Source organism: Cellulophaga sp. F20128 (assembly GCF_023015805.1).
Taxonomy (GTDB): Bacteria; Bacteroidota; Bacteroidia; order Flavobacteriales; family Flavobacteriaceae; genus Cellulophaga.
This window is the reverse complement of record NZ_JALKBA010000013.1, coordinates 77,323-98,825: the sequence shown is the minus strand read 5'-3', so window position 1 is coordinate 98,825 and position 21,503 is coordinate 77,323. Positions and strand designations below refer to the sequence as shown.

The following is a 21,503-nucleotide window of genomic DNA, read 5'->3' as shown; positions in this document are numbered from 1 at the left end:
CTGAAAACACACAAATATATGTGACTATCACTCCGTATAACGCAACGGGAGATGCCACTGGATGTTCTGAAGAGTCGTTTACCACAGAAAATACGACAACCGTCCCTAACTGTACTTCATTGAGCAGTCCGCTTACGGGGACTACCAATGTACCAATAGATACAGATCTAAGCTGGAATATGGTTGCTGAAGCAACGGGTTATAGATTATCAGTAGGAACCACTTCAGGGGGAACAGATATAATAAACGATGAAGATGTAGCCATTTTAACGAGTTACAACCTTGTTGCCGATTTACCTTTGGGAACTATAATTTATGTAAACATAACCCCATACAATGATCTAGGAGATGCCTCTGGCTGTTCTGAGGCGTCATTTGCAACTGTAAAAGAAAGTAAAAACAAAGTAAAGTATGGTTTTTCTCCTGATGGCGATGGAATTAATGAATACTGGCATATTGAAGGTATTGAAGACAATCCAGATAATATTGTTACAATCTATAACCGTTGGGGAGATATGGTTTTTCAAATACAAGGGTATGATAATGCCTCTAGAGTATTTAGAGGTATTGCCAATAAAAAAACTAAAATAGGTGCCAAGGTACTTCCTGAAGGAACCTATTTCTTCAACTTCAGTATTAGTAGTGTCCATAATTTTGAAAAACTACAAGGCTTCCTTGTTTTAAAAAGATAATTAAATGATTTCAAGAAAAAATACAACAGCCTTAGGTATTCTTATGCTCCTATCTGTATTTAATTTCAACATAATTTACGGGCAACAAACTCCCGTATTTGCAGAGTACAATTATAATGCATTTATTATAAATTCGGCCTATGCAGGTTTTCAAGAAGACACCGAAATTGCGATAAGCAATTCGGGTTTCTCTAAACAATTTGAGGGAAGCCCAAAAAACTTCACCCTCAGTTTTAACACCGCCCTAAATGATGGAAAAGTAGGTATTGGCGCAGGGTTTATTCAGGATGATATTGGGGTAACTTCCTCAACGAATATTTTTGGGGCTTATTCTTATAAGATATTTTTTGATTTTAAGAGCAACAGGCCTTATTGGCAGCACTTTACACCTACTGTGCTATCCTTTGGTATCACCGGCGGCCTACAAGTATTTAAAGACAACCTTTTAGAGTTGGGCATTACCGATGATCCTAGATTTCAAGAAAATGTAAATGCTACTATACCAACAGTTGGACTAGGAATTATGTTTAATCACGATACCTTTTTTATCGGGGCTTCCTCTCCTAACATCCTTGGAGATAAGCTTGCCTCTGAAGACAATATTAATCTAGAAAGTGTGTATTATGCCTATTTAGGATACCGATTTTACACCGATCTTTTTGAGCATACAATGATTAAACCAAACGCACTTATAAAACAAGAAAAAGGGGCGCCATTACAAGCAGATTTCAATGTGGCAGGTAGTTTTAATAATAAATTTGAATTGGGAATTGGGTACAGAACAAACACATCCCTTAATTTTTTAGCTGGCTTTTATGCACTAAAAAATATACGATTTATTTACAACTACAACAGTAGCAACGCTAAAGACGCTCCCATTGCCAATACCCATGGTATTGCAATTACTTATAAATTTGGAAAGGGGTATTCAGACTAGGATTGGGTTCTAAATTATGCTTGGCACATTTTTTATTTTACCATTCCTAGGTTAATAACCTCTTGTTTGGTCAAATAACGCCAGTGTCCGCGCGGTAAATCTTTTTTTGTAAGTCCGCCATAAATAACTCTATCTAACTTGGCAACTTCATAACCCAAGTGTTCAAATATTTTGGTTACAATATTACTTCTGCTGCTAAAAAGCTCAATTCCTATTTGGTTTTTAGGCGCATTATCTACATAGCTAATATCCTGAACGTTTACAACATTCTCGTCAATAGCAACCCCATTCTGAATTTTTTTCAGATCGGCACTTTGCAAAGGCTTTGTTAATTCTATATGGTATATCTTACGAATACCGTTTTTTGGTGTGGCTAACCGTTTTGTAAGTTCACCATCATTGGTAAACAACAACAAGCCCGTAGAGGCTTTTGCCATTTTATCTACAGGTAACAAGGTAGACTTAGAAGCACTTGAAATTAAGCCTGCAACATTTCTTTTACCATGCTCATTTCTTACGGTTGTACTAAAATCTTTGGGTTTGTTTAGTAATACGTACTCTTTCTTTTCTGGGTTTAAATGGCGACCATCAAACTTTACAACATCGTCTAGTTTAACCTTATACCCCATTTCTGACACTACTTTACCATTAACGGTAACGCTACCAGCTGCAATAAATACATCGGCCTCTCTTCTAGAGCATACTCCAGAATTTGCAACATATTTATTCAATCGAATAGCATTAGGGTCTGATGGTTTTTGAGGGCTTGTATTCTTTGGTTTTGGTGTACCTGAACCAGTGAAATTCCTCTTTTTCATTCCTCCATTATCCTTTCCCGAAGATTTTCTGTCCTTATTATAGTCAGATTTGCCCATTGTAGTTTTATTTTTTTTGCAAAGGTAGCAAAGGAATTTGGATGTAATACTATAGTACTCTATAATATAGCGCCTATTCTTATAAAATTCTATTTAGAACTAAGTCTATGTCTATCAACAAAATACTAAAAACTCCAACAATGATGATAAATTTAAGAATATTGTGCAGTGTATTGTATTGTTTTTTTGTTTGAGATCGCCATAATAGGAACACAAAGGCAATGAGTAACAATATTGCCATTTTAAAATAAAAGTGCATGTGACCCACATCAAAATTATAAATCAACAGTAAGGATGGTATTAAACTGAATAACACCAGTAAGGTGATTCCTATTTTAGACAACTTAGTCCCATACAAAACTGGGATGGTTTTATAGTTTTGGGCCAAATCTCCCGCTATATTTTCCAAATCCTTGATCATTTCTCTTGCCAAAATAAGAACGAATAAAAATATGGCATGCACAAAAATCACAGTTTCAAAATTCCTATAATACACAAATACAACAAAGAATGGTGCAATAGCCAAAGTCGCAGATACAAAGTTTCCGAGCAAGGGTATTTTTTTCAATCGATGTGAATAATACCAAATTCCAAAAATATAAGAAGAGAAAAACATAACTGCCTTAAAAGACACATAACTAGCACAGAAAACAGCTAGAAAATTTAACACAAAATAGGTTGTTAATTTAGTGCGCTGACTCACCAACCGATCTAGCATGCTCTTTTTTGGTTTATTGATAAGGTCTTTTTCTGAATCGTAAAAATTATTGATAATATAACCCGATGCAATGACCATTGCCGATACCAATACAATTATAAAAAGATTAATATCCAAAACAACGGTACGGAGTGGCAGTTGTGGTGCAAGGATATAAATGGAGGCTAAATATTGTGCTAGGGCTATCACTAAAATATTGTACCCCCTAACCACCGAAAACAGGCTAAAGAACTTTAAAACTATAAGTCTGTTCTTTCTGCTTAACATATTTAAAATGAAGTTTAGAAGTTATAAACTACTTCTAAATTATAATCTTTTAGTTCTTTACGCGCATGCTCAATATCTTCGGTAAAACCAAGAATATAGCCGCCCCCGCCTGAACCACATAGTTTTAAATAATACTTATTTGTGTCTATGCCGTGTTTCCATAATTGATGAAATTGTGAAGGGATCATAGGTTTAAAATGATCTAAAACTACATGCGATAATTGCTTTATATTACCAAACAGAGATTTCACATTGCCATTGACAAAATCTTCAACACAAGCATCTGTATGCTTTATAAACTGATCTTTTAGCATATGCCTAAAGCCATCCTCTTTCATACGTTCCATAAACAATTGTACCATAGGCGCAGTTTCACCAATGATACCACTATCCAATAAGAAAACAGCTCCTTTACCCTCGTTATTTTGAGATGGAATACTTGTAGACTCTATATTATCTTGAGAATTTATAAGAATCGGTAAACTTAAATAACTATTTAATGGGTCTAAACCTGAGGACTTCCCATGGAAAAAAGATTCCATTTTACTAAACACAGTTTTTAAGGTAAGTAACTTTTCTTTTGTTAAATTTTCTAGAATGGTTATTTTATTAAAAGCGTACTTGTCATAAATTGCCGCAACAAGAGCACCACTACTTCCCACACCATAGCCTTGTGGTATAGAACTATCAAAATACATCCCGTTACTCACATCACGTTTTAGCGTTTCTATATCAAACGTAAAACTTTGGTCTTCTACTGCTATTTTTTCTAAATACGTTGCAAATTTCTGTAAACTAAGGTTGGACTCTGCAGCTTCTACTGATAATTCGTCTGACGTTTTTAATGCGCCTTTGAAGAAATTATAAGGTATAGAAAGACCTTTAGAGTCTTTTATGATTCCATATTCTCCAAAAAGAAGAATTTTTGAGTAAAATAAAGGTCCTTTCATTCTTAATTGTATAATTGTTTCGCGCCTAGTCCAATTCTGTCGCAAAGATACTGCTCGTTTTCACAATATGCAATAAGCTGATCTTTAATAAATTGAAATGCTTGTTCTTTTTCACTTTCAGGATAAAGCACATGCACATTAGCGCCTGCATCTAAGGTAAAACAAATATTTGACTTTGTTATTGTCCTAAACTCCCATATTTTATTGATGATTTCTAAGGTATTGGGTTTCATTAATATAAAATACGGCATGCTCGTCATCATCATGGCATGCAGCGTTAATGCTTCACTCTCCACTATTTCTATAAATTTTTTAAGATCTCCTTCCTCAAAAACAGTTTGTAAGTCATCTAAATTTGTGTGTGCCTGAGCAAACCTTTGTGCGGCATATGGATGATTGTGCATTAAATTATGCCCCACAGTACTACTCACTTGTTTTTGCCCTTTATCAACGAGTAAAATAGTGTCCTGATAGTTATTAAAAACAGGATGTACCTTATGCGGGTATTTTATTCCAAATAAATCCGTGCTTCCGTTTGTATTCTTATGCTTTCCCCATTGCACTAACGGTCCTTCTATACTCCTACACGCACTTCCAGATCCTAATCGCGCTAAAAAAGAAGCCTTATTTTTAAAATAATTGGCACTTATTTCTGGGTTTAATTCTTTCTCCAAACTCATAAAACACAATGCTAAGGCAGACATACCACTGGCAGATGAAGCAATTCCACTGCTATGCGGAAATGAATTTGAAGTGTCAATGTTAAAATGATACGATTTTAAAAAAGGAAGGTACTTTTCTATTCTTGCTAAAAAAATTTCAATCTTTGGTTTAAAATCTTCTTTAGGCTTGCCTTCAAAAGACAAATCGAAAGAAAAATTTGCTCCTTTTTCTTTTAATTTTTTATAGGTTACGGCGGTTGTGGTAGCGCAAGCATCTAAGGTAAAACTAATGGATGGGTTTGCTGGAATCTGGTTTTCTTTCTTTCCCCAATACTTAACCAATGCAATATTACTGGGCGATTTCCATTCTACTGTTCCTTCTAAAACAATCGTTGGATAAGCAGAAGGTATAAAATCGGTTTCGGTCATTCTTTTCTAAATTAATTATGACAAATATACTAAAGATACCTGACCGACAAATTCAAGAATTTGGAATTAGAACTTTTTAGGATACAAATGTTTGAGGCCTTACTCCTTGCTGATTTCAATTTCAGCAACATAGTCATCCAAATTTATCACTTTGTCTTTTTCAGGGTACGGATGCACTTCTAACAACTTAATTCTATATCCGTTAATCAAAGTATCATTTATAAAACCATTCCCCGAATGTGTATTTAAACTAAAACCTGAGTCAACACCTAACCTATTTTCAAAAGTAAACGCAACCTCAGCATTACCAGCCCAAACACAGGTTACACCTATGGGGCACCTTGAGTCTGATTTCACCGAAAAAAAGGTTATTGCAAAACCATTTCCGTTATGGGATTCCCCCAATTCAAGTTCAATTACTTTAGGGATTTCTTCAGATTCACAATTGAGGTTCATAAAACCTATTAAACAGCATAGAAGGAGTTTTATGGACATACTTTTTTTCATACGTTCGTTTTAAGAATACCAAGATGAAGGTATATTAAAGAAGATGCTTTTTTTTACTATTGGTTGCGTAATCTGTGTCTTATTTTAGGAGGCACTCATATCCAATAACTTTACCATCGTATTATAATTACGTGTTGTTGCCTGTACTTGTAATTTACGCTCAAAAAAATTAGTGCCGCATTTTGCTTTTCCAAACCCTTCTAAACAATACAAATACACACAATTTGTAGTAATTTCAAAAAACTCATTAGGAAAGGTTACTTTACGGAGCTCTTCAATTAATAGCTGTTTGGGTGTTTTATTTAATAATACAAAACAAACAGCTTTAGGGTCTTTATCTCTATAAGGGTTATTCTTGAAAATTTGCCCTAAAGTGGCTGCTTTACAAACCAAAATTGGAACATCAAACCCAAAAGTATTCAAAATTCCTTTTTCAATTTTTTCTGATAACACCTCAACATTTTCAACATTACTTTTAAAAACAACATTGCCACTTTGTATATAGGTTTGCACCTCAGAAAATTTCATTTTTTCTAGCATCTCACGTAATTCTGCCATTAAAATTTTCTTTTGTCCACTAACATTAATCCCCCTTAAAAGTGCTATGTATGTGATCATCCTTTAGATATTTCTTGAGCAACTATAAAACCACTTGTCCATGCATTCTGAAAATTAAACCCTCCTGTTATGGCGTCAACATTTATAACTTCTCCTGCAAAATATAAATTAGGCACTATCTTACTCTCGTAGGTTTTAAAATTTATTTCCTTTAAATCAATACCTCCTGCAGTTACAAATTCTTCTTTAAATGTACTTTTCCCATTTACAGAAAATTTACATTCCGTAAGTTGATGAGACAATTCCTGCAATTGCTTTTTCGTTATTTCTGCCCATTTTACCGTTTCGTCTATTCCAGAAGCACGCACCAAACTTGTCCACAATCTTCTTGGAAGGTCTAAAACTTTGGTCCGTAACACCGTTTTTTTAGGCTCTGCTTCTTTTACATCTTGCAAATAATCTATAACGGCGCCTGGAACTATGTCTGGCAACCAATTAACATGTATTGTAAATTGATACCCTACTTCATTTAAGATTGTAGCTCCCCAAGCAGAAAGTTTTAAAATAGCAGGTCCGCTAACTCCCCAATGCGTTACCAACAAAGGCCCGTCTGCCTCTAACAATGGTTTTTTAGCGGTTTTCCCGTTTAACTTTATTGTGAGTTGTGTGTTCGTTACTACTTTTGAATAAATAGCCACCCTGGCCACAGTACTTACCCCTGGTATTCCATTGATACGTTCGTCATCTATATTAAATGTAAAAAGGGATGGCACTGGAGGAATAATGGTATGACCTAAACCTTCAATTAATTTCCACATTTTTGGATTGCTCCCCGTTGCCATAACTATTTTTTTGGCCTGATACTCTTTTTTAGTTGTACTGATCTTCCAGCCTAATTCTGGTTTGTTCTTATCGTTGAATTCGATGGCGGAAACAGGACTAAGTCTTATAACTTTTACCCCTAATCGGTCTGTCTCCTTTAAAAAACAATCGATAATACTTTGGGAGGAATTACTAACCGGAAAAATTCTTCCGTCCTCTTCAATTTTCAAAGGAATTCCACGTTCTTCAAAGAAGGCCATTGTATCTCCGGTGCAAAACGTATGAAAAGGACCTAATAACTCCTTTTCTCCTCTTGGGTAATTTAGCACCAAATCTGCAGGGTTAAACGCTGCGTGTGTCACATTACATCGGCCACCACCAGATACTTTAACCTTTGTTAAAACATCCTTACCTCGTTCTAAAATAGCAATTTTTAAATTCGGAGCATTTTCTGCGATCTGAATGGCTGTAAAAAAACCTGCGGCGCCACCGCCAATTATAACAACATCAAACATTAATAAACACGTTCTGGATAATTTGTAAAAATACCATCGACTCCCAAGTCTTTCATTTTTTGTATTTCTTGGAGCTCATTTACAGTATAGGTGTATATTTTTAAATCCTTTGCTTTTATGGCTTTAACATCTTCGGCAGTTAAACTACCCGCATCGGGGTTTATAGCAACTGCATTGAGTTCCAATGCTATGGGAATGGCCAATTGCGGATCTTTTCCTGTGAGCAGCGCTATGGCAATATCATTGTTAATTTGCCGCATTATGGCAAGCTCATTCCAATTAAAACTAGAAATTAAAAAGTTGTCTAAAGTCCAGCTTTTATTATCGATAACCTCTTTTATGATAGCATTTACACCCCTAGCTGTATGTGCTCCTTTCAACTCAATATTTAAACCTACTTTAGCATCAATGGTTTGCAGTACATCGGTTAACAGCGGTATTTTATGATTCCCAACTAGGTTTAGTTTTTGCAATTCTTGCCAAGTGTATTCTTCTATGGAGCCCACTCCATCTGTTAAGCGTTCTACATTACTGTCATGAAAAACAACGAGCTCACCGCTTTTAACTTTAAACACATCAATCTCTATCATATCTACCCCCAAATCTAAAGCCTTCTGTATTGATGCCAGCGTATTTTCAGTTTCATGCCCCATAGCGCCCCTATGACCAATTACCAGTACTTTTTCATTCATTTGGCTACAACTTTGGAGTAAAAATAAAGAAAGTATTATTGCTATATAGGTATATTTAGTATTCATTTTATTTCTGATTTAACTACTTACTCACAATTAAATTTAATGCATAACTACAATAAAAAAGGGAACATATACGGTATATACGTTCCCTTTTTTAGTATTATTTATTCTTAATTCAAGGTCGATTCTCTTTCTACTAAGGTTGATTGTATCACCTCGGTTCTATAGGTTTCTTCTTCTTTTTCGCTTTCAATCTTTTCTATCAACATTTCTGAAGCAATCTCTCCCATCTTTTCGCCATGTTGTGCAATGGCAGTAAGACTAGGATAGGCGTATTTGGAAAGAATTCCATCTGTAAATCCAATAAACTCGACATCTTCAGGAACTTTAAGTCCCTTTTTTAGGGCAACACGCATACTATACATCGCAAATATTTCATGCACACACAAAACAGCATCTACCTCTTCCCGATCATAAAAGTCACTAATAGCACCTTCATCCATCCGCATTTGTGGCAGGCTTAAGATTAAATTTTCATTAACGGTTATACCACAATCTCTTAAAGCATTACGATAGCCATCTGTACGTTCTTTTCCGATGCTTAAATAGTTGTCCGTTGTAATTAAGGCAATTTTTTTACGCCCATTTTCAACCAACTTTTTAACTGCCATATAAGCACCTTCCCTGTCATTTATTACCACTTTATCACATTCTATTTGATCTGTAACCCTGTCAAATAAAACCAAAGGAATTCCTTGTTCTGTTATTTCTTTTAAATGGTTGTAATCATTCTTCAATTGGGTTTCCATTGCCAATGACATGATAAAACCATCTATACTCCCATTGGCCAACATTTCCATATTGATCACTTCTTTGTCAAAAGACTCGTCAGACAAACAAACGATAACATTATACCCTTTAGAATTGGCGTAAGTTTCAATGCCTCGCACTACTGTTGTAAAAAAATGATGAACAATGTCTGGTACAATAACACCAATGTTTTTGGTGCGTTTATTTTTTAAACTTACCGCAATATTGTTAGGTCTGTAATTATAAAGCTTTGCATAAGCTTGGATTCGTTCTTTTGTTTCCCTACTTATTTCCTCACTATTTTTTAATGCCTTGGAAACCGTAGAAATAGACACTTCTAATTCTCTTGCAATATGTTTTAGTGTGATAACTTTTTTCAAAATAAGACCCTTTTTAATAACTGATGAAATTACGCATAAAAAACAATAATCAAAAATTTAACTGAAGCTTAAAAATTTAACGTTTACCACTATTTCCGTTAATACCCTCGTATTCAATTATTCTTTTCCATATCTGCCTTGCTCAATTTTTAGAAAAACAATATCTTTCACAAACATAAAACACAGCTATTTTAATGTATTACATAGGTTATGATATTGGCAGCTCTTCGGTTAAGGCTGCTTTAGTGAACGCTACAACTGGCAAACAATTGGATGTTTGCAATGAGCCTGAGAGCGAAATGGAAATGATTGCATTGAAAAATGGTTGGGCAGAACAAAACCCAAACGATTGGTGGACACACGTTTGCAGTGCAACACATAAATTAATTTCACAAAATAAGATTAGCGCATCTGACATTAAAGGTATTGGAATTTCGTACCAAATGCACGGACTTGTTGTTGTAGATAAAGCTGGTAATTCGCTGCGAGATTCTATAATTTGGTGCGATAGTCGGGCTGTTGCCATAGGCGATAAGGCATTTAAAGAATTGGGGAACGACAAATGTGCCACACAATTGCTAAATTCTCCTGCTAATTTCACAGCTTCTAAACTAAAATGGGTACAAGAAAACGAACCTGAAATTTATGCTAAGATTCATAAATTTATGCTGCCTGGCGATTATATCGCTTTCAAACTAAGTGACAGTATCAATACCACAATATCTGGATTATCGGAAGGTATTTTGTGGGACTTTACAACCAATACGCCGGCACAATGGGTGCTGGATTATTACAAAATAAGTGCAGATTTACTTCCCAATATAGTACCTACTTTTTCTACACAAGGAACCGTTTCTATGGCCGGGGCTAGCACTTCTGGTTTAGCGGAAGGTACTCCTATTTTGTACCGTGCAGGAGACCAACCAAACAATGCATTGTCCTTAAACGTTTTTAATGTTGGTGAAGTAGCTGCTACAGGAGGTACCTCAGGAGTTGTTTATGCAATTACAGATCAATTGGATATTAAAGAAAGTGCAAGACTAAATCATTTTGCTCATGTAAACCACAGCAAGGAAGCGTTGAAAATTGGAAAAATGCTTTGTATTAACAGTGCTGGAATTCAATACCGTTGGCTGTTAAACAATTTAGATGTAGCGTCTTATGATGCAATGAACACCTTAGCAAAGAGTATTGAAATTGGTTCTAACGGAGTTACTATTATCCCTTTTGGCAATGGTGCAGAACGGATGCTTAATAATACATCTTTGGGTACATCTATAAGCAATCTAAATCTAAACATTCACAACAAAGCCCATTTATGCAGGGCTGCTTTGGAAGGTATCGCATTTTCTTTTGTGTATGGCATGGAAATTATGAAGGCAGACGGCTTGGCTTCTGGGGTTATACGAGCGGGAAATGACAATTTATTTCAATCAGAAATTTTCTCGACAACAATTGCTACTTTAGTAGAACAGGATATCGAAATTTACAATACAACAGGAGCTATTGGCGCTGCCAGAGCCTGTGTATTGCATACCGGAGATTATAAAACTTTCGGAGATCAAATAATGAACAACGATCATATACATACATATACACCAGATACGGCTAAAAAAGACAACTATTACAAAGCGTATAGCCTCTGGAAAAACGAATTAGAGCAACTTTTAAATAAAAAATAAAATGGCATTAATAGGAGACAAAGAATACTTTAAAGGTATAGGAGATATTAAATTTGAAGGCAAGGAATCTGACAACCCTTTAGCTTTTAAGTACTACAACCCTACCCAAGTGGTAGCAGGAAAAACTATGGCAGAGCACTTTAAATTTGCAATTGCCTATTGGCATACATTCTGCGGACAAGGATCAGATCCTTTTGGACCAGGAACCCAGAGTTTTGAATGGGACAAGTCATCGAACGCCATTACTGCTGCTAAAGAAAAGGCAGATGCGGCTTTTGAGTTTATTACTAAAATGGGCTTTGATTATTTCTGTTTCCATGACTATGACTTAATTCAAGAGGGCAACACTTTTGCTGAATCTGAAAGTCGTTTGGCCACTATAGTTGATTATATCAAGGAGAAAAAAGCAGCTTCTGGGGTGAACCTATTGTGGGGAACAGCCAATTGTTTTTCTAACCCGAGATATATGAACGGGGCAGCTACCAATCCAGATTTTAATGTATTGGCAAGAGCAGGCGGACAAATAAAATTAGCCTTAGATGCTACCATTGCATTAAATGGAGAAAACTATGTGTTTTGGGGTGGTCGTGAAGGATATATGAGCTTGTTAAATACCGATATGAAACGCGAGTTAGACCATATGGGGCGTTTTTTAGGCATGGCAAGAGATTATGCACGTTCTCAAGGCTTTAAAGGAAACTTCTTTATAGAGCCAAAGCCAATGGAACCTATGAAACACCAATATGATTTTGATTCGGCTACTGTTATTGGCTTTTTAAATGAATATGGTTTACAAGACGATTTTAAAATAAATATAGAGGTAAATCACGCTACACTAGCAAACCATACCATGCAACACGAATTAGAAGTTGCTGCAGCACATGGCATGTTAGGGAGTATAGATGCCAACCGTGGCGATTACCAAAACGGATGGGATACAGATCAGTTTCCTAACAATATTACCGAGGTTACAGAAACCATGCTAACCTTTTTAAAAGCCGGCGGCTTACAAGGTGGCGGCGTTAATTTTGACGCAAAAATAAGACGTAATTCAACCGACTTAGAAGATGTTTTTTATGCGCATATTGGCGGGGCAGATACTTTTGCTAGAGCTTTATTAATTGCGGATAAAATTATCACTTCTTCGCCTTATGATAAACTGAGGTCGGAACGTTATAGTTCTTTTGATGCTGGTAAAGGAGCCGATTTTGAAGCAGGAAAATTAGACTTTAATGACCTGTACAAGTTAGCCAAGGAAAATGGCGAATTAAAACTACAGAGCGGCAAACAAGAATTGTTTGAGAATATTGTGAATCAGTATATCTAAATCTTTTTTACACACCCCTTAGTCCCCTCTTTTTAGAGGGGATAACCTAAGGACAATAATCTAGCTTCTGTAGAATACCAATTTTAAAACAAGTCGCTAACCACCATTTTCAGAAATTTGGGTTTTTAATTCAGTAATACGTTTGTCTGCCAGAGCATCAAAATACGAGTTTAGCTCGTTGTTCTTTATTTGCTTTTTAAGATCAACGTAACATTTCAAATTAAGCTTAACATCTTTGTAATATGCTTCACCAACTGCACAAATTTGATATGCATACTTAAGTTGCTCAGGCGCTTCATACGCTGCCAATCTATAATACTTCAAAGCTTCTCCTAACTGATTTTGCTCACGCGCAATACCGGCCAACATTCCATACTCCGTATCCAAAACCACCACCAACTCATCAATGGCTTTTTGCACATACACTTTAGCACTATCTAATTGACTGTCTTTCCTAAAAACTTCGGCCATATTAGTGTAAGTTGTTGGATCTGGATTTAATGCTTGTAGTTTTAAAACATTGCGATAACTTTCCAACGCTTTTTCAAACTCATAAAGTTTATAATAAGAATACGCCAACTTATTATGAATATGTGCTTTGTTGGCTTCACCCAAGGCTATTAAGCGTTCAAAAAGGGGAATTGATTCTGTATACTGATAATTATTAAAAAACGCCAATGCCTTTAAATTAATAAGCGACACATCATTTTCATAAAACCGAAGCCCTTTGTCTACATATTTAAAAACAGAATCTACCTCTTTACGGGCTACATAATACCTGCCAATTCTAAAAAGACTTCGCAAATGTGTGCTATCAATGAGTACCGCTTTTTTATAATCTATAAGTGCTTTATCAGAATCTCCAAGCTTTTCAGTTATACTGCCAGCATTATAAAAATACTCTGGATTCTTAGGATTGTTTTTTATCAATACCATAAATTCGGAAAGCGCTAAGGAATCTTTATTCACTTTAGACAACAGCTTTCCCAACTCAAAACGTGGCAGTTCAGAAGTATTCTTTTTGATAAGTACATTCTTGTATTCCGCAATAGCCTTGTCGTAATTTCCAATAGCATGGTATGCCCTAGCAATCTGTAAACTAGCATTGGTGGTACCTAATTTTGCATAATTATTTATTGCAGCAGTATAATTCCCCGAGGCATACAAACTATCTGCAGTTGTTAAAACAGACGACTGAGCTTTAGCTTTAATACCTATAAAAACTAGAATTAAAAATAAGTACGGCTTCATGTATACCTTATTGCAACCTAAAGGTAATGGGCAAAGAAAAAGGTACTCTTACGTTAGTTCCGCGTTGCATCCCAGCTGTCATTTTTGGCAACAAACTTATAATACGAGCCGCTTCCTTTTCTAAATTTTTATCTGGTCCCCGCATTTGCAGTTGCCCTATAGACCCATCTTTTTGAATGACAAAGCGAATATTAACTTTCCCCTGCACTCCTTGTTGTTGGGCTATTTCTGGGTATTTAAAGTTTTTACGAATATGTTTGTTCATTTGCTCATTGAAACATGCACGAACATCTTCGGCATTTTCGCAACCTGGAAAAACGGGTGGGGTTTCAACGACTGAAAAAGGCACATCCACTGCAATTTCAATTACTTCATCTACTTGTTCTTTTGGCTCTGTTTCACAGGAGGTATAAAACAACATCCCCGTTATAAGGGGCACAAGTGCCAAATACTTAAACTTTAAAATTGTACTCGATTTTGATTTCTGTAACATAACTATTCGTTTTTTGATTAATGATGATTTATAAAAATGATTGATGAATGAAATATTTTTAGTTTGAAAAATTTGAGACAATAACAATTCGTATTGTTCGCTTCTATTGTCTTTGCCTGCGTGGTCATCTGCAATAAACTCATGCAATTCGGCTATCCTATTTTGATAGACATAAACCAACGGATTAAACCAAAAGACAATACGTAATATCTCAAAAAACAATAAGTCCAAACTGTGTTTTTGTCTAATGTGTACCAATTCATGTTCTAAAATTCCTTTTTCACTTGTTTTGTCTACAGCATCACCTATAAAAACCGTATCGTAAAAGGAAAAAGCGAGGTTACTCTTTGCTACGGTAACCTTAGTGTAGTCTGAAAATTGTTGCAATTCACCTTGTCTCTTTAATTTAACTATTTGGTGAATCTTAAATCCAAAAACTAAGACTGAAATTGCCATTCCAGTGTAGAATAAAAGCTGAAAAATTGAAAAATTACTGGCTACATCTGAAGTATTTGGCGTTAGTATAATTTCTTGGAGCACAATGACTGAGAATTGCTCTGGAACAACCGTGGCAAAGGCTGCTAATTTTACAAACGGCAAAAATAAGGACACTAGAAATGTACCTATAAGGTAAACCCTATTCCATTGAAAAAATGTTTCGCGCTTTAAGAACACATCATAAATTATTAGAAACAAAATCTGAAACGTTACAAATAACAAGATATACTGTACCATAATTTTACTTTTTATCTTTCTTAATATCCTTTAAAATAGACTCTAATTCTTGTAGACTCATATCGTTCTTTTTCATAAAAAACGACACCATACTTTTAAAGGAGCCTTGAAAATACCCATCCATTAGTTTAGTAATAGATTGGTTGCTGTAATCCGACTTTTTTACCAGTGGATAATACAAATACCCCCTACCTTCTTTTTCATGCCCCACAAAACCTTTATTCTCTAAAATACGCACAATGGTAGACACCGTATTATAGGCTGGTTTAGGTTCTGGAAGTCCATCTATGATAGCAGCAACACTCGTTTTTTCTAGCTGCCATAGTTGTTGCATTATTTCTTCCTCTGCCTTTGTTAATTGCTTCATATTGCTCACTTTACACTCAATTCTTTTGCTAATATAACTAATTTCTTAGTTTAACCTAACTTTTTAGTTGAAAAAAATGTAACAAATTGTAATTATCTTCGTCAAACAAGAAAACAAAGTATGGATATTGCGCTTTTACTAATCGGGTTTCTATTAATGCTTACGGGTATTTTAGGAAGTTTTTTACCGGTTTTGCCTGGCCCCCCTATAAGTTGGTTGGGGCTATTACTACTCTATCTTACCAAGGCCATACCAACCGACTGGACATTTTTAGGTATAACCTTGGTTGTAGCGCTACTAGTTTTTGCCTTAGATTATATTATACCAGCCCTTGGAACCAAAAAATTTGGTGGTACAAAAGCGGGTATGATAGGGACTACGGTCGGATTGTTAGTCGCTATATTTTTTCCTGTTTTAGGAATATTTGGCATTGTAATTTGGCCCTTTGTAGGTGCTTTGGCTGGAGAACTTCTGAATAAGGCGGATAAAAAAACAGCCCTAACGGCTGCTTTTGGTTCTTTTATTGGTTTCTTAACCGGGACCTTTTTAAAGTTTATGGTGGCTATAATTTACCTCGGTTTATTTATTGCTACCGTTTGGGAGTACAGTGCGTCTTTGTTTCCGTTCTTTTATAAATCATAGGTATTCAACCAAAATTGCACAGCCTAGACTTTAACACACTACAACCAAACCGTTTTATCTTCAATGGGTGTTCTAACCCCTGTTGTTGGTTCATCATCAGTATAACCCATATAGAAAAATCCAAGGCACTTTTCACCTTCTGCCATTGCGAAAAATTCGTCCATATGCTTTATCAGCCCTGGAGAACTCCAGTAACTGCCAATACCTAATGCTGTACAACACAACCACATATTCTGTACCGCCATTGCGGTAGCAGCAATTTCTTCCCATTCGGGAATACTTTCGTTAGGGTCTCGCTGCATGCATATGGCAATAATGGCTCCTGCCTTTTTGGGGTTACTAATTAACTTTTCTACCTTAAACTGCTTTGGTTTGGGATCGGTTTCCATATACTTTAAAGACAAAAACAATCCTAATCTTGCCTTTGTTTCTCCTTGTATTACCTTAAATCGCCAAGGTTCTGTTTTTTTATGTGTCGGTGCCCAATTGGCAGCTTCCAATATTTCTTGTATCGCCTCTTTGGAAATGGGTTTGTCATTATATTGAACAGGAAAAACAGATCTCCTCTTTTTTATTAGGTCAAAAATCATAGTTAATTTCTTAAATAAGCGACACAAAGATAGGAAGCATCAGCTATACTATTATAGGCTGGCATCATTCTTTTTCTTTAGAACTAATTTGGTTTTAGACAATACATCATGTGTTCCTTGTACGCGTCCAAACAAATATGAAATTCCATCCAAGGGGTTTAGGCGCAATAGCGTTCGTATTGCAATTCTTTTCGCGCTAGGCTTTCCATTTTCTAAATCGACCACAAGGGTGTTTGTAATTAGCTTCCCTGGGGTTCTGCCCGTGAAAAATTCAAAAACAAAATAATAAGCCATCCATACACTGATGAAAATAAATGGAGAACTTACCATATTATCCAAAATCAACGAGAGCATAGCAGCTATAAAACTTACCACGATCATATCAATCACAACGTTTACTATTCTGGTCCCTTTATTAATTTCCTTCATCTTTTCCTATTAGTATAACTAAAGCTAATGATTTTTAATCCAATTTCGCAAATGCTCTATAAAAATCTTATATAACATCCTCCAATAGCAACTTCAAGCAATGATGCAAGACCGGATTTCTATTGTCTTCTTTCCAAATCACGGATAAAACAGCCCTTTGAGGTATATTTTTTAACTCAATGAATTTTACATTCATATTAAACCCTTGTTGTAAAGAGGTGGGCACTATCGCAATTCCCAGATTATTTTCTACCAAGGTAAAAATGGTTTGCGCATGCACAGATTTATGAGACACCTTGGGCGTAAAGCCAGCATCTTCGCAAATACTCATCACCGTGTCGTAATACAGCGGACTATAATTCTGAGAAAACAAAATAAAACTCTCTTCCTTAAATTGTTGCATCCCTTTAAAATTAGCCGCAGAAACGGTATAGTCAGCAGGCATAACCACTGAAAAAGTATCATTAAACACAGGGTGTATCCCTAACCCCTTAGGTACCCTTGTCATACGTACAAACCCAATATCCAAGCCATCTTTCAAAATTGCATTCAATTGAGCATTGTTAGATAATTCTTCTAAACTGGTATTAATTTTAGGGAATTTATCCTTTAGTTTTAATAGTAATTCTGGTATAACAGTTTGCATGGCCGATCCCAAAAAACCTATGTTTAGTTCACCAAATTTACCCTGGCTCACCAATTTTATATGTCTTTTGGTTAACTCCAAATGGTTTAAAATAAACTCTATTTCATCCTTTAGATATTCACCAGCTGCTGTAAGGGTCACTTTTTTCTTATTTCTTACAAAGAGTTGGGTTTCTAAAATTTCTTCCATTTGTTTTATCTGCCTACTTAAACCGGGTTGTGATATAAACAGTCGTTCTGCAGCCTTTCTAAAGTGTAATTCTTCCGCTACAGCTAAAAAATAATGGAAATGACGTAGTTCAATTTGATAACCCATAGTTATTACTAGTTGATAAAAATGATATTGGTAATTATCAAACTTAATCAATAATTTTAGACTATTAAAAATTAAGCTATGGTTTCAGCACTTAAAACATTTAATTATGGAGAAGATCACTTAACTGCAGGTATTGCACTTTTAATCGCTAAAGGCAAAATCCAAGGCTTAATTTCAAATGCTTCTCGTATAAAAATCAGAAACAGCAGCAAAACTGTTGCTGCTATTGTAGAAAAAGGAGATCCTGTATATGGTATAAACACTGGGTTTGGACCTTTGTGTACGACTAAAATATCTAAGGAGGAAACCAAAATTTTACAGGCTAACATTTTAAAAAGTCACAGTGTTGGCGTAGGCAAGCCTATTGATACCGAAATAGCCAAATTAATGCTGATCCTAAAAATGAATAGTTTATCTCAAGGTTATTCTGGTATTGCAGAAACTACCTTAGATCGTATTATATGGCATATTGATAACGATGCCATTCCCGTTGTGCCCTCACAAGGATCTGTAGGTGCTTCCGGAGATTTGGCACCTCTTTCTCATTTATTTTTACCCTTAATCGGTTTGGGGAAGGTTGAATTCAATGGAGCAACGCTAGAAACCTCAGAACTCTTTAATATCACAGGAGTAAACGCTATTGATTTAGGCCCTAAAGAAGGGTTGGCTCTTATTAACGGAACGCAGTTTATTGCAGCGCATGCGGTAAAAGTGATTGAAAAATTACACAACTGTTTATCGCAAGCCGATGTTATAGGCGCTATGATGGTGGAAGGCTTACAAGGTTCTGTAAAACCATTTTATAACGAATTACATGCCTTACGCCCATTTAAAGGAAATCTCTATGTGGCCAAAAAAGTAAAACGCTTGCTCAAAGGGTCAGAAATAATGGAAGACCATATCAATTGTGATCGTGTACAAGATCCGTATTCGTTACGTTGTATACCACAGGTACATGGGGCCTCTAGAAATGCCTGGTTGCATTTGAAAGAATTACTGGAAATAGAATTAAATTCGGTTACAGACAATCCTATAATTATAGATGAAGAACTCACCATTAGTGGCGGTAATTTTCACGGGCAGCCTTTGGCTATGGCATTAGATTATGCGTGCTTGGCAGCCTCAGAAATTGGAAATATATCAGACCGAAGAATTTATTTAGCCTTGGAAGGCAACAGTCCTGGAGTACCTAAATTACTGATGAACGAAACGGGTATAAATTCGGGTTATATGATTTTACAATACACAACTGCCGCCCTAGCCAGTGAAAACAAAGGGCTATGTTTTCCGTCTAGTGCAGACAGCATACCAACTTCCTTGGGGCAAGAAGACCATGTAAGTATGGGGTCTATTAGCGGACGGAAAGCATTACAGGTTATCGGAAATGTGGAAAAAATATTAGCCATAGAAATGCTAACAGCAGCCCAAGCCTCCGAGTTTAGGAAACCAATGAAATCTGGCGTATTTTTAGAAGCAGTACATAGTGAAATCCGTAAAAAAGTAGCTTTTGCAGACAAAGACCGTGTATTTGCCACGGATATTGAAGCCGGAATTGCAATGATCCAAAACCAAACTATTTTAAAAGCGATAGAACAGGTAAAAGAACGCGAGCAACTAACCATGAAAATTCCGTTTGCTAAAGAATTTGAAACCTATTAATATGAAACAAACACTCATAGGCCCTTTTACACAAATCTTACCCATGACAGGCATTCTTGTTAAAGGAGCCGTAAAAGACGAGCAATTAAGAATCATTGAAAATGGTGGAATTTTAGTTGAGAACAACACCATAATTGCTATTGACAAGTACAAGGACTTATTACAGCAAATTGATATAAGAAACACCTCACTTGAAGAAGTAATAGGCGATTATGTCTGTCTTCCGGGCTTTATAGATTCGCACACCCATATTTGCTTTGGCGGTTCTAGAGCCAATGATTACGCCATGCGCAATGCTGGAAAAACTTACTTAGAAATTTCTAAATCCGGTGGTGGCATTTGGGATACCGTAACTCAGACAAGAAAAGCGAGTCAGGAAGAATTAGAAGAAGGTATTGCAAAAAGAGCAAATCACCATTTTAAAAATGGAGTTACCACAATTGAAGTTAAAAGTGGATATGGCTTATCAGTTTCTGAAGAACTAAAAATGCTCCGCGCCATTAAAAATGGTAATGCCCAAAGTAAAGCTGATTTAATTCCTACTTGCCTAGCAGCACATATGCATCCCAAAGATTACAAGGGCACGGCTAGTGAATATTTGGAAGAAATAAGCACCAATCTCTTTCCTATTTTAAAAGCAGAAAACCTAACAAACCGAATAGATGCTTTTATCGAAGAAGGGGCATTCTCACCCCAACTAATTGCACCCTACTTTAAAAAAGCTACGGAAATGGGGTTTACCATTACAGTACATGCAGATCAATTCTCTACAGGCGGTAGTAAGGTTGCCGTAGATTTTAATGCCATTAGTGCAGATCACTTAGAGGCTAGCACTGCCAAAGAAATAGAAATTTTAGCCAACAGCAATTGTATTGCAACCGCTTTACCCGGTGCAAGTATTGGACTTGGCTGCGCGTTTACTCCCGCTCGTAAATTGCTAGATGCCGGGGCCGCTGTTGCCATTGCCAGCGACCATAACCCGGGTTCTGCCCCTATGGGCGATTTACTTACGCAAGCCGCTATTCTAGGGACTTTTCAAAAATTAAGCAATGCGGAGGTTTTATCGGGGATAACATTTAGGGCTGCTGCGGCTTTAAACCTAAAGGATAGAGGACAATTACAACAAGGCTTTTTGGCCGATTTTAGTGCCTTTCCAACTACAAACTATAAAGAAATATTATACCAACAAGGGCAGTTAAAACCAGAAATGGTTTGGAAAAACGGCAAGCATTTCTAGTTTGATAGTTGATAGTTGATGGTTGATGGTTGATGGTTGATGGTTGATGGTTGATGGTTGATGGTTGATGGTTGATGGTTGATGGTTGATAACCTATTCATTTTCCATAAATAAAAAAAGGAAACTTAGATAAATTTGAAAGGATTTAGGTTTATGAGTAACAATAGAAAAAGAAGTAAAATAAATACCTAGAAGTTTACAACCCTAGAATTTGGTGAGCCTTGAGCAAAATATTCATTTTAGGGATAGCAAAAAATTAAAAAGAGTTAGGTGGCTAAAAATTTTAAATAAAAACCCAATTTAAAAAACAATA

22 protein-coding genes are annotated in these 21,503 nt (G+C 36.0%); 7 read left to right on the top strand and 15 right to left on the bottom strand.

Going from position 1 to position 21,503, the window contains the following annotated elements; all coding sequences use genetic code 11:
- On the top strand, positions 1 to 692 hold a 692-nt coding region (locus MWU65_RS12875; protein ID WP_247078492.1), incomplete at its 5' end, for a gliding motility-associated C-terminal domain-containing protein.
- A gap of 4 nt (positions 693 to 696) precedes the next feature.
- Positions 697 to 1,629 carry a PorP/SprF family type IX secretion system membrane protein gene (locus MWU65_RS12870; protein ID WP_247078491.1) on the top strand — a complete coding sequence of 311 codons (933 nt, stop codon included), beginning with the start codon at positions 697 to 699 and terminating at the stop codon, positions 1,627 to 1,629.
- 32 nt (positions 1,630 to 1,661) lie between these two features.
- Here MWU65_RS12870 and MWU65_RS12865 read toward each other — a convergent pair whose 3' ends face one another.
- The 9 genes from MWU65_RS12865 to MWU65_RS12825 form a co-directional block, all read right to left on the bottom strand.
- Entirely contained in the window at positions 1,662 to 2,504 is an 843-nt protein-coding gene (locus tag MWU65_RS12865; RefSeq protein WP_247078490.1) for a S4 domain-containing protein, read from the bottom strand.
- Between the two features lie 79 nt (positions 2,505 to 2,583).
- Positions 2,584 to 3,489 (bottom strand): geranylgeranylglycerol-phosphate geranylgeranyltransferase, encoded by a 906-nt coding sequence (locus MWU65_RS12860; RefSeq protein ID WP_247078489.1) that lies wholly within the window; start codon positions 3,487 to 3,489, stop codon positions 2,584 to 2,586.
- Between the two features lie 14 nt (positions 3,490 to 3,503).
- A complete protein-coding gene (locus MWU65_RS12855; RefSeq protein ID WP_247078488.1) occupies positions 3,504 to 4,439 on the bottom strand; it encodes a mevalonate kinase in 936 nt (311 codons plus the stop codon).
- A gap of 2 nt (positions 4,440 to 4,441) precedes the next feature.
- Entirely contained in the window at positions 4,442 to 5,530 is a 1,089-nt protein-coding gene (locus MWU65_RS12850) for a diphosphomevalonate decarboxylase (RefSeq protein ID WP_247078487.1), read from the bottom strand.
- 99 nt (positions 5,531 to 5,629) lie between these two features.
- Positions 5,630 to 6,037, bottom strand: coding sequence for a hypothetical protein (locus tag MWU65_RS12845; protein WP_247078485.1), 408 nt, complete (start codon positions 6,035 to 6,037; stop codon positions 5,630 to 5,632).
- An 84-nt stretch (positions 6,038 to 6,121) separates the two neighbouring features.
- Positions 6,122 to 6,655, bottom strand: coding sequence for a DUF1697 domain-containing protein (locus MWU65_RS12840; protein ID WP_247078483.1), 534 nt, complete (start codon positions 6,653 to 6,655; stop codon positions 6,122 to 6,124).
- Positions 6,652 to 7,932: an NAD(P)/FAD-dependent oxidoreductase gene (locus MWU65_RS12835; protein WP_247078481.1), complete on the bottom strand. Its 1,281-nt coding sequence runs from the start codon at positions 7,930 to 7,932 to the stop codon at positions 6,652 to 6,654. The genes MWU65_RS12840 and MWU65_RS12835 overlap by 4 nt, the downstream gene beginning before the upstream one ends.
- A complete protein-coding gene (locus MWU65_RS12830) occupies positions 7,932 to 8,690 on the bottom strand; it encodes a glycerophosphodiester phosphodiesterase family protein (RefSeq protein ID WP_247078479.1) in 759 nt (252 codons plus the stop codon). Before MWU65_RS12830 ends, MWU65_RS12835 begins: the two co-directional genes overlap by 1 nt.
- Positions 8,691 to 8,797: 107 nt before the next feature.
- Positions 8,798 to 9,817, bottom strand: a complete 1,020-nt coding sequence (locus MWU65_RS12825) for a LacI family DNA-binding transcriptional regulator (RefSeq protein ID WP_247078478.1) — start codon at positions 9,815 to 9,817, stop codon at positions 8,798 to 8,800.
- Between the two features lie 194 nt (positions 9,818 to 10,011).
- On the opposite strand from MWU65_RS12825, the gene MWU65_RS12820 reads away from it, so the two are divergent.
- Both MWU65_RS12820 and xylA read left to right on the top strand, forming a co-directional pair.
- Positions 10,012 to 11,499, top strand: coding sequence for an FGGY family carbohydrate kinase (locus tag MWU65_RS12820; RefSeq protein WP_247078477.1), 1,488 nt, complete (start codon positions 10,012 to 10,014; stop codon positions 11,497 to 11,499).
- A 1-nt stretch (position 11,500) separates the two neighbouring features.
- A complete protein-coding gene (gene xylA / locus MWU65_RS12815) occupies positions 11,501 to 12,826 on the top strand; it encodes a xylose isomerase (protein WP_247078476.1) in 1,326 nt (441 codons plus the stop codon).
- Between the two features lie 96 nt (positions 12,827 to 12,922).
- Here xylA and MWU65_RS12810 read toward each other — a convergent pair whose 3' ends face one another.
- From MWU65_RS12810 to MWU65_RS12800, 3 genes are read right to left on the bottom strand one after another with little or no spacing between them, the layout of a single operon-like run.
- Positions 12,923 to 14,077 (bottom strand): tetratricopeptide repeat protein, encoded by a 1,155-nt coding sequence (locus MWU65_RS12810; RefSeq protein WP_247078475.1) that lies wholly within the window; start codon positions 14,075 to 14,077, stop codon positions 12,923 to 12,925.
- 7 nt (positions 14,078 to 14,084) lie between these two features.
- Positions 14,085 to 15,305, bottom strand: a complete 1,221-nt coding sequence (locus MWU65_RS12805) for a M56 family metallopeptidase (RefSeq protein ID WP_247078474.1) — start codon at positions 15,303 to 15,305, stop codon at positions 14,085 to 14,087.
- Between the two features lie 4 nt (positions 15,306 to 15,309).
- Positions 15,310 to 15,672 carry a BlaI/MecI/CopY family transcriptional regulator gene (locus MWU65_RS12800; RefSeq protein WP_247078472.1) on the bottom strand — a complete coding sequence of 121 codons (363 nt, stop codon included), beginning with the start codon at positions 15,670 to 15,672 and terminating at the stop codon, positions 15,310 to 15,312.
- Between the two features lie 120 nt (positions 15,673 to 15,792).
- Between MWU65_RS12800 and MWU65_RS12795 the strand changes: the two genes are divergently transcribed.
- The gene (locus MWU65_RS12795) at positions 15,793 to 16,314 is read left to right on the top strand and encodes a DUF456 domain-containing protein (RefSeq protein WP_247078470.1); all 522 of its coding nucleotides are present in this window, start codon (positions 15,793 to 15,795) and stop codon (positions 16,312 to 16,314) included.
- A gap of 38 nt (positions 16,315 to 16,352) precedes the next feature.
- Here the strand turns inward: MWU65_RS12795 and MWU65_RS12790 are convergent, their stop codons facing one another.
- The 3 genes from MWU65_RS12790 to MWU65_RS12780 form a co-directional block, all read right to left on the bottom strand.
- Entirely contained in the window at positions 16,353 to 16,904 is a 552-nt protein-coding gene (locus MWU65_RS12790) for a nitroreductase (protein WP_247078468.1), read from the bottom strand.
- Between the two features lie 51 nt (positions 16,905 to 16,955).
- On the bottom strand, positions 16,956 to 17,333 hold the full coding sequence (locus MWU65_RS12785) for an RDD family protein (protein ID WP_247078465.1): 378 nt from the start codon (positions 17,331 to 17,333) through the stop codon (positions 16,956 to 16,958).
- A gap of 67 nt (positions 17,334 to 17,400) precedes the next feature.
- The gene (locus MWU65_RS12780; RefSeq protein WP_247078463.1) at positions 17,401 to 18,294 is read right to left on the bottom strand and encodes a LysR family transcriptional regulator; all 894 of its coding nucleotides are present in this window, start codon (positions 18,292 to 18,294) and stop codon (positions 17,401 to 17,403) included.
- Between the two features lie 78 nt (positions 18,295 to 18,372).
- Here MWU65_RS12780 and hutH point away from each other — a divergent pair, with 78 nt between their 5' ends.
- On the top strand, positions 18,373 to 19,953 hold the full coding sequence (gene hutH / locus MWU65_RS12775) for a histidine ammonia-lyase (protein WP_247078461.1): 1,581 nt from the start codon (positions 18,373 to 18,375) through the stop codon (positions 19,951 to 19,953).
- 1 nt (position 19,954) lies between these two features.
- The gene (hutI, locus tag MWU65_RS12770) at positions 19,955 to 21,190 is read left to right on the top strand and encodes an imidazolonepropionase (protein WP_247078459.1); all 1,236 of its coding nucleotides are present in this window, start codon (positions 19,955 to 19,957) and stop codon (positions 21,188 to 21,190) included.
- The last annotated feature ends 313 nt before the right edge of the window (positions 21,191 to 21,503 follow it).